At 61.8% G+C, this 9,061-nt stretch carries 11 protein-coding genes; 5 read left to right on the forward strand and 6 right to left on the reverse strand.

Features of this window, described 5'->3' with window-relative positions; translation table 11 throughout:
* Nucleotides 1-235: 235 nt before the first annotated feature.
* From ACLP2E_RS12130 to ACLP2E_RS12150, 5 genes are all read left to right on the forward strand, one after another.
* Nucleotides 236-934 (forward strand): DUF3053 family protein, encoded by a 699-nt coding sequence (locus tag ACLP2E_RS12130; RefSeq protein ID WP_442464510.1) that lies wholly within the window; start codon nt 236-238, stop codon nt 932-934.
* A gap of 69 nt (nt 935-1,003) precedes the next feature.
* Nucleotides 1,004-1,363, forward strand: a complete 360-nt coding sequence (locus ACLP2E_RS12135) for an STAS/SEC14 domain-containing protein (protein WP_442466078.1) — start codon at nt 1,004-1,006, stop codon at nt 1,361-1,363.
* 69 nt (nt 1,364-1,432) lie between these two features.
* On the forward strand, nt 1,433-1,999 hold the full coding sequence (locus tag ACLP2E_RS12140; protein ID WP_442464512.1) for a hypothetical protein: 567 nt from the start codon (nt 1,433-1,435) through the stop codon (nt 1,997-1,999).
* A gap of 92 nt (nt 2,000-2,091) precedes the next feature.
* Nucleotides 2,092-2,532 carry a DUF3775 domain-containing protein gene (locus ACLP2E_RS12145; RefSeq protein WP_442464513.1) on the forward strand — a complete coding sequence of 147 codons (441 nt, stop codon included), beginning with the start codon at nt 2,092-2,094 and terminating at the stop codon, nt 2,530-2,532.
* A 143-nt stretch (nt 2,533-2,675) separates the two neighbouring features.
* Complete coding sequence (locus tag ACLP2E_RS12150) at nt 2,676-3,068, forward strand: hypothetical protein (RefSeq protein ID WP_442464514.1); 393 nt, start codon at nt 2,676-2,678, stop codon at nt 3,066-3,068.
* Between the two features lie 55 nt (nt 3,069-3,123).
* Here the strand turns inward: ACLP2E_RS12150 and cysN are convergent, their stop codons facing one another.
* From cysN to ACLP2E_RS12180, 6 genes are read right to left on the reverse strand one after another with little or no spacing between them, the layout of a single operon-like run.
* Nucleotides 3,124-4,770, reverse strand: a complete 1,647-nt coding sequence (gene cysN / locus ACLP2E_RS12155; protein WP_442466079.1) for a sulfate adenylyltransferase subunit CysN — start codon at nt 4,768-4,770, stop codon at nt 3,124-3,126.
* Nucleotides 4,770-5,672: a sulfate adenylyltransferase subunit CysD gene (gene cysD / locus ACLP2E_RS12160; protein WP_442464518.1), complete on the reverse strand. Its 903-nt coding sequence runs from the start codon at nt 5,670-5,672 to the stop codon at nt 4,770-4,772. Before cysD ends, cysN begins: the two co-directional genes overlap by 1 nt.
* Before the next feature lie 2 nt (nt 5,673-5,674).
* Complete coding sequence (locus ACLP2E_RS12165; protein ID WP_442464516.1) at nt 5,675-6,424, reverse strand: phosphoadenylyl-sulfate reductase; 750 nt, start codon at nt 6,422-6,424, stop codon at nt 5,675-5,677.
* Nucleotides 6,417-6,938, reverse strand: a complete 522-nt coding sequence (locus ACLP2E_RS12170; protein WP_442464517.1) for a DUF934 domain-containing protein — start codon at nt 6,936-6,938, stop codon at nt 6,417-6,419. The genes ACLP2E_RS12165 and ACLP2E_RS12170 overlap by 8 nt, the downstream gene beginning before the upstream one ends.
* Nucleotides 6,925-8,595: a nitrite/sulfite reductase gene (locus ACLP2E_RS12175; RefSeq protein WP_442466080.1), complete on the reverse strand. Its 1,671-nt coding sequence runs from the start codon at nt 8,593-8,595 to the stop codon at nt 6,925-6,927. The genes ACLP2E_RS12170 and ACLP2E_RS12175 overlap by 14 nt, the downstream gene beginning before the upstream one ends.
* A gap of 13 nt (nt 8,596-8,608) precedes the next feature.
* Entirely contained in the window at nt 8,609-8,932 is a 324-nt protein-coding gene (locus tag ACLP2E_RS12180) for a DUF2849 domain-containing protein (protein WP_442462084.1), read from the reverse strand.
* Between the last annotated feature and the right edge of the window lie 129 nt (nt 8,933-9,061).

Here is a 9,061-nt window from a genome sequence, read left to right on the forward strand (position 1 = left end):
GGCGCCGAGCTTCAGCGCATTTTCTCGACACTGTCGGCCGACGAGGCGGAAGCGGAACTGGCGCGAGGCGTGGCTGTTTTCCACGCCATTGCTTCGCGGCGGCATGACGCGAAAAACGTCGCGCTGACGCCGTGATTGCAAAGGGGGGAGGCCCAAACGAAGATTCCCTTCGCTTAAGCAACGACACGGCGTCGCGCATTAGCTAGGTTGAAGCCCTGTCACAAGGGATTCGCCCATGCGCGCCGGACGCAAATTTTTCGCCCTCTTCGCCGTCGTCCTGCCGCTGATGGGGTGCGGCGACAAGCAGGCCGAACAGGCCAAGGCCTTCGCCGATCTGCTGCAAACCCGCATTCTCGACCAGCCCGGCGTCCATATCCCGGTCCTGAGCGACGATGAGCGCGCGAAAATCGGCCCTTACGCCGACGATCTGGCTATTCTGAAAACCTTCAACGACGACCTCACCGCCACGATGCAGCAATTCGGCAAGGCCATGCACCCCGCGCCGCAAAACCTGCAGCCGCTCGACCTGCCCAAATACAAGCCTGAACTGGTCGCCGCCCGCGAGTTCTTCGCCCACGCCGCCGCCGCAGTCGACAGCGCCCTCGCCAAAGCCGAAGCATCGCGCGAAAAATTGCATCAGCCGGAGCCGGTCAAGGCGAAATTCGACGCCGCCTACGCGCAATTTGTCACGCGGCCCGCCGATGCCCTGCGCGAAATCATCCCGCTGGCGGTCCCGGGGATGGATTCGGAAATCGCGGTTTCCGATTTCATCGAAGCGCACAAAGCCGATCTCAAGCTCGTCGGCGGTCAGTTGAGCGCGTCGAAACCCGCCCTGCGCAAGCAGTTGGAGGCGCTGTTCTCGGCTTACGCCGCGAATAACGCCAAAGTGCAGGAATCACGGCGCAAACTGGAACTGGCCGTCGAAGGCCATTGAGCCGGGCGTCCTCACAATGCCGGCTTTGGGCGCGATAATCGGGCCCGCTTTCACAAGGGAGGCTCCGCCATGATGCAGGTGATTGAAGGTTTGCCGCCGGACGTGTTGGGAATCGAGACGTCCGGCAAGGTCACCCACGAGGATTATCGCGACGTTTTGATCCCGGGCGCCGAGGCGCTGATGAAGCAGGGGCCGATCAAGATGCTTTACGTCCTCGGCGCGGATTTTTCCGCTTATGAACCGGCGGCTTTATGGGACGATGGGGTTTTCGGCGTCAGACACTGGCATGATTTCCGCCGCGTCGCCGTGGTGGCGGATCAAGGCTGGACTCACGCCGCGGTCAATCTGTTTCGGCCGATTTTTCCTTGCGAGGTCAAGCTTTTCTCCCTGTCCGAGCTGGAGGCGGCCAGGCAATGGATTGCGGCTTGAACGCGGTTGCGCGATTGACGGCAAAGTTCCAAATTGACGTCAAAAGATAACGATATTTTGGGAGGTCCGATGAAAATCTTCGCGCCAATGGCCGCCGTCTTCATGCTCGCCTATTCCTGCGCGGCGCTGGCCGGCGAACCGGCGCTGGAAGGGACCAAGGACATCGTCCTGCATACGCGCGACGGCAAGGATATCGCCATCGGGACCGTGACTTTTACTCCCAAGGGCGAGGAGACCGCCTTCGCCATCGCTTTCGACGACAAGAAATTCGCCGAATATTTCCTGTCCATGCGCGAGTTCAAATGCGTCGAGGGCGAGGACATTTTATGCCACGTCCCCTATCCCTACGCCAACCCCCACACGGTCACGGTTGCAGATCTGGGCTGGCTCGAACACTCGCTGCTGTTCATCTTCAAGCGTCCGACGGAATATGGCGCCCGCATGGGCAATGGCCTGATCTATACGCTGAAAATGACCGACAAGGGTCTGGTCGGAACGCCGCAAGCGATCGATCTCGACGAAATCGCCATGCCCCCGGATGATTTGACCAAAGCTTATTTCAACGCCGATCGCCGTTATGACATCCAGCCCGGCGCGCGCTGGGTCGAGAGCCTGACCATCGAAAACAAGCGTTGACCTCTCGCAAGGTATTTTTCGCGCGAACGCCTATATTGTCACAAGGGCCGGGGTTCGGCCGGAACGGAAGGCGGCGAAAGCCGGAATCGGACATGCGCACCATCGACGAATCCAATCCCTCCATGCCGGACATCAATCCGCAAAAAGTCTGTTTCATCGTGGCCAAGGCGCGGGAGTTGCTGAGCGAGGACGAGGGATCGAAACCCGACGGCTCCAACGCCGCCGACGATGACGAGCGCTCCATCCTCACTGACGCCGCCTATGCGCCGGTCCGCGCCGAACTTGTCCAATTCGTCGGCGATCTCGACGAGGACGAAACGGCGGCTCTGGTCGCCTTGCTGTGGATCGGACGCGGCGATTTCGATCCCAAGGACTGGGGGGACGCGGTGGCGCAGGCGCGCGAGCGGCGCGAAACCACGACGGCGCGCTATCTGCTCGGCGAGCCGCTGCTGCCGGATTATCTGGAGGACGCGCTGGCGGCTTATGGCCATTCATGCCGCGATTTCGACCAGGGCCCGGACGCCGACGTCTGACATTTCCTGATGGGTTTCTGGCGGTGTGACTTTTCGGCGTCGCCGACGGAGAAAATTCCTGTCGGGCGGTGTCTCTTCTTGCGCCCGCCTGCCGATCGTGCAGAACTCAGGCTCAACCCCTGCTGCTCGATGGGTCCGTCCTGATGAAATCCATCCAAATTGCGTCAATTGCCATCTGCCTGATGCTCGGAGCCTGCGCCAGCGTGCCGCCGACCGGCCCCAGCGTCACCGCCGTCGCCGGAGATAATGTCAGCAACCAGAGATTCATCCGCGACGACGCCGACTGCCGCGTCAACGCGCAGGGCGTCACCGACAGGGCGGCGGCCAATGGCGAACTCGGGCTGCAGCGGATGTACGACGGCATCTACGCCCAGTGCATGTCGCAACGGGGCTATCACATCGAGGCGCCGGTGGCGCGCTATTATTACGGTCCCGGCTATTACGGTCCCGGCGCCTATACCACCGGCCCCGCTCCCTATTGGGGCTATGGCCCCTATTGGGGCCGCGGCAACTGGGGTTACGGCCCCCGCTGGTGACCACAAGTCGAAAAGAAAAACCCCGCAAAGCGCCAACTTTGCGGGGTTTTCTGTTTCAGATGCCGTCGCCGTCCGGCTGGACCACGTCGCGGGCCGCCAGCCGCTCGGCTTCTCGCTTCGCCGAATAGGCCCGGTAGTCGCCGTAAAGCCCATGCAACAGCGGCCGCAGGGCGGCGTCGGCGAGGCCGAGCGTCACGGCGGTGGCGGGGCTCGCGCCAAACAGCAAGGCGCCCAGTCCGATGAGACCGCCGCTTGCCAAAGCCGGCGCCAGTTTTTCACGCAAATCCCCTGCCAGCCGGGGCCAGATGGCCGCGACGCTTTCTTCCGTCGTTTCGGGTTCGGCGGGAGCCGCCAGCGGCAGCGGCGCCTGCCGGTCGATCAGCCCGAAAGCCACGGTTTCATTGGTGATCCGGTCGATCAGGATGAAACCGCCGAGGTCGCGGTTATCGCGATAGTCGGAAAAGACCATCGGCCGGTCGAACTGCAGGCTGGCGAGGCCGATTTCGTTGAGCCCGAGCGCGTGGGCCGGCGCCTGTTCGAACGTGTGAATATCGACCAGGTGATGCAGCTTCACGATCGAGACATTGGCCGTGCGCGCGCCAAGCTTGACGATATAGGAGGCGCCCGGATGCATGTCGGTTTCCGCCGTCCACAGTAACCGCGCGCAAACGCGCGTCGCCACGACCGGCTTCTCGGCGGCGCCAACCAATATATCGCCGCGCGAAACATCGACCTCGTCTTCGAGCGTCAGCGTCACCGATTGTCCGGCTATGGCGCGCTCGAGAACGCCGTCCATGGTCACGATGCTTTTTACGCGCGTTTCGCGGCCGGAAGGCATGGAGGCGACGCGATCGCCGACCTTGACCGAACCGCTGGCGACCCAGCCGGAAAAGCCGCGAAAATCCAGATTGGGCCGGTTGACCCATTGCACCGCAAAGCGGAATTCGGCGCTCGCCAGCTCCGCACCCGAGGCGTCGATGGTTTCCAGCAGCGACAACAGCGGCGCGCCCTGGAACCAGGGCGTATTCTCCGACAGGCTGGTGATATTGTCCCCGGCCAGAGCCGAGATCGGCAGCGGCGCGATGGAGCGGAAATTCAGGCCCTGGGCCATTTCGCGATAGGCGGCGACGATCTCGTTGAACCGCGCCTCGCTGTAATCGACGAGGTCCATCTTGTTGATCGCCACGATCACGTCGCGCACGCCGAGCATGGAGACGATGAAGGAATGGCGCCGCGTCTGCGGCAATATGCTCTTCCGCGCATCGACGAGAATGACCGCGACATCGGCGGTCGAGGCGCCCGTCGCCATGTTGCGGGTATATTGCTCGTGGCCGGGCGTGTCGGCGACGATGAACGAACGCCTGTCGGTCTTGAAATAGCGATAGGCGACATCGATGGTGATGCCCTGTTCGCGCTCGGCGGCGAGCCCATCCACCAACAGCGCGAAATCGAGATTGGCGCCCTGCGTGCCGAATTTTTTCGAATCGCGGTCGAGCGCCTCCAGCTGATCGTCGGCGACCATGCTGGAATCGTAAAGCAGGCGCCCGATCAGAGTCGATTTGCCGTCATCGACGGAACCGCAGGTGATGAAGCGCAACAGGGCTTTTTCCTGAACCTGCGGCGCCGGCGCGGGGTCGGGAACGGGTAAGATACGCGGGGAAAAATCCAGGGGGGCCGATTCTTGGGCAAAAGCCTGAGTCATCAGAAATAGCCTTCCTGCTTTTTCTGCTCCATCGAGGCGGAGCCGTCGTGATCGATGATGCGGCCTTCGCGCTCGGAGCTTGTGGAGCTACGCATTTCCGCGATGATTTCCGGCAGGGTCGCCGCCGTGCTTTCAATGGCGCCGGTGAGCGGGTAACAACCGAGCGTGCGGAAACGCACGTCCAACTCTTCCACCTTTTCGCCGGGAAGCAATTGCATGCGCTCGTCGTCGCGCATGATCAGAGAGCCGTCGCGCCGCACCACCGGGCGTTTCTTGGCGAAATAAAGCGGCACGACGGGAATGTTTTCCTTGGCGATATAGTCCCACACGTCCGCCTCGGTCCAATTGGACAGCGGAAAAACGCGAAAACTTTCGCCCGGCTTTTTCCGCGTGTTGTACAATCTCCAAGGCTCCGGCCGCTGGTTCTTTGGGTCCCAGCGATGCCCGGTCGAGCGCAGCGAGAACACGCGCTCCTTGGCGCGCGATTTTTCCTCGTCGCGCCGCGCGCCGCCGAAAGCCGCATCGAATTTATATTTATCGAGGGCCTGTTTCAGGCCTTGCGTCTTCATCACGTCGGTATGAAGCCGCGAGCCGGAATCGAACGGATTGACCCCCGCTTTGACGCCTTCTTCGTTGATATGGACGAGCAGTTCCAGATCGAGATCCTTGACGCGCTGGTCGCGGAATTCGATCATTTCGCGGAACTTCCACGTGGTGTCGACATGCAGCAGCGGGAAGGGCGGTTTCGACGGATAGAAGGCCTTCATCGCCAGATGCAGCAGGACCGCGGAATCCTTGCCGATCGAATAGAGAAACACCGGGTTTTCGCATTCCGCCGCGACTTCACGGAAAATATGGATGCTCTCGGCTTCGAGCTTTTGCAGGTGGGTGAGCTGAATCATTTTCAAGCCAATTCTTTCGCGCGACGAATCTTGCCATCGGCGCCGATATGCAGGCCGCATTCCTTTTTGGCTTCGTCCTCCCACCACCAGCGGCCGGCGCGTTCCGGCTCGCCGGGTTGAATCGCGCGGGTGCAAGGCGCGCAGCCGATCGAGACAAAACCCTGCTCATGCAAAGCATTGGCAGGCACGTCGTTTCTCGTGCAGAAATCCACAACGTCTTCGCGGGAGAAATCCAGCAGGGGGCTCGCCTTGATCAGGCCGCGGGTTTGGTCGAATTCGACGAAACGCGCATTGGCGCGATGCGCCGACTGATCGGCGCGCAGGCCGGCGATCCAGATTTGCGCGCCTTTGAGCGCGCGCGCCAAAGGCTCGACCTTTCGTGTTTCGCAACAGGCCTTGCGCGCCTCCAGCGACTCGTAAAATCCGTTGATTCCCTGACGAGAGATCAGCTCCTGCAACATCGTGGCGTCGGGGTAGAAAGCGCCAATGCGCAGCCCGTATTTTTGTTCCGTGCGCGCCCAGACGTCGTAGGTTTCGGGAAACAGCCTTCCGGTGTCGAGGGTGACGATTTCGATGTCGAGTTTCTCGACGCCGATCGCGTGGGTGATGGCTTGATCCTCGATCCCCAGGCTGGTGGTGAAGACGACGCGGCCCTCGGCCGCCTGACGCAGCAGCCGCAGGCGCCCCGCCAGATCGGCGGCGGCGAAGTCCTCGTTCAGTCGGCCCACGAGTTTGCTTGAAATCTCAGTCATTCTCTTTTTCCCCGGCGGGCCGCGCGCCGCGGCGCAGGTCGAAAATATTTTCTGTCGCGCCAAAATTGCGCTGGTAGGCAAGGCTGATGCGGTTAGCCGCGGCCAGCCATTGCGCGACCGGCTGGCGCGCCGCATTGGCGTCGGGGATTTCCACTTCATGGAAACCGCAGGCGAGCGCTTGCGGAAACTGGTCGGGAAACAATGGCCCGGAGGCGCGCAGGATTCCCTTGAATCCGCGCTGGCGAATCTGGCGCGCCAGCGAAAAGCCGCGCCCGTCGGTCCCGCTGGGAAAGGCGATGACGATCAAGGCCAGCCGCGCGAGATAAGGCTCCAGCGCCTCGGCCTTGCAGGTGTTCTCGACCAAGACGCCGATCCGGCGATTGTCGCCCCGCTCGGCCAGAAGGTCGTCGATCAGCGCAAAAGGCGCGAGCACGGCGTCGCCGGCGGGTTGGTCCGCGGTTTCGATGCGCGAAAAAACGTCGGTCTTGGCGCCTTGGCGGTCAAGCAACAGCATCGGCGACTTCCTTGAATGCCGCTTTGAACGGCGCGAGGCCGAGGCGGCGATAGGCCTCGATGAACGTCTCGCCCGGTTGGCGTTGCGCCAGATAGACCGCGAGCACCTTGTCGATCGCCTCCGGCACGAGTTCGGCGGGCAGGCCGGGCCCGAGCAACTCGCCGAGCGCGAAATTTTCGCTGGCGTCGCCGCCGATGGTGATCTGGTAGGACTCCGCGCCCTTTTTTTCCAGCCCCAATATGCCGATATTGCCGACATGATGGTGGCCGCAGGCGTTGATGCAGCCCGAAATCTTGATGTTCAGATCGCCGATTTCCTTCTGCTTCGACGGATCTGCGAAATGACGAGACAGCGTCTGCGCCAGCGGAATCGAGCGCGCTGTGGCGAGGGCGCAATAATCGAGGCCGGGGCAGCACAAGATATCGGTAATGAGTCCGACATTGGCCGTGGCGAGACCGTTTTCCCGCAGGATGCTGAAAATTTCCGGGACGTCGTCGAGCCGCACATTCGGCAGGACGATATTCTGCATGTGGGTGACGCGCGCCTCGTCCAGCGAATATTTTTCCGCCAGATCGGCGATGACGCGCATTTGCTGCGAAGTCGCGTCGCCGGGCGCCGCGCCGATCGCTTTCAGCGAAATGGTCAGCGCCGCATAGCCCTTGCGCTTGTGGCGATAGAGGTTGTGCTCGACGAAACGCGCCAGTTCCTCGTCGCTCGCCTGCGCGGCTTCGAGCTTGCGCGAAACGTCGGGGAGATTTTCATAGGCGGACGGCGCGAAATGCGCGGCGATGCGGGAAAACTCCTCGAGATCGGCGGCGAAGCTTGCGGTTCCGATCTGGGCGAATTCTGCCTCGACCTTGGCGCGGAAAACGTCGATGCCGATTTCATGGGTCAGGATTTTTATGCGCGCCTTGTATTTGTTGTCGCGGCGCCCCTCGAGATTATAGACACGCAGAACCGCTTCGAGATAGGCGAGCAATTGTTCGCGGACCAAGAATTCGCGCAGGATTTTTCCTTCCATCGGCGTGCGGCCGAGGCCGCCGCCGACGAGAACTTGGAAACCGATTTCCTGGGTCTCGCTGTCGCGCAGAATGCGCACGCCGACATCATGCGCCTTGAGTACGGCGCGGTCATGCGGCGCGCCGGAAACCGCGATCTTGAATTTGCGCCCCAGCCAGTCGAATTCGGGATGCAGGCTGGACCATTGCCGGATCCATTCGGCGACCGGGCGCGGGTCTTCGATCTCGTCATGGGCGACGCCGGAGAAATGATCGGCGGTGACGTTGCGGATGCAGTTTCCCGAGGTCTGGATGCAATGCATTTCGGCATCGGCGAGCAGGCTCAGAATCGCTGGCACATCCTTCAGCTTGGGCCAGTTGAACTGCAGGTTTTGCCGCGTGGTGAAATGGCCGTAGCCGCGATCGTAGACGTCGGCGATATGGGCCAGTTGCCGCAATTGCTTCGAACGCAGGGTTCCGTAAGGAACGGCGATGCGCAGCATATAGGCGTGCAATTGCAGATAGAGGCCGTTCTTCAGGCGCAGCGGGCGAAATTCTTCCTCGCTCAGCGAGCCGTCGAGACGGCGCTCGACCTGGCTGGCGAATTGCGCAACCCGTTCGCGCACGAGGCGCTCGTCGAACTCGTCGTAAGTGTACATAAATTCGTCCTGGTCAGATCTGGAAATCGGCCTGCTTGCCGAGATCGGGGCGATTGCTCGGTCCGCGCGTTCTCAGGACTTCGCGGTAATGGCGCGGAACCGGAACGCCCTCGGCGTTCAATTCGACATCGACGAGATAGGGATCGACGATGTGCGCGCGCAGGTACTCACCGGCGGCGAAACTTTCGAGCGCCTGGGCCTGTGCTTCGTCCTCCGCGACTTGCGCCTCGCGGGGATCGCGCGTCCAGCCCTGGGACGCCGCGAAAACCACATCGCCTTCGAGCAGGTCGTTGGCGACGAGGATGACTGGCAAAGGCGGTCGCTTCACGGCGGCCATGATACGAAACTTTCTTGAAAGGGCCGCTCTCACATCGGCAGCCCGCCTGCCAGGCGCAAGCGCATTGCTTTGCCCAGCATGGAAAGGATAAGTCGGGGAGGCTCGCGTTGCAATGCCACAAAATAGAAA

This window comes from Rhodoblastus sp. (genome assembly GCF_052145335.1).
Taxonomy (GTDB): domain Bacteria; phylum Pseudomonadota; class Alphaproteobacteria; order Rhizobiales; family Beijerinckiaceae; genus Rhodoblastus.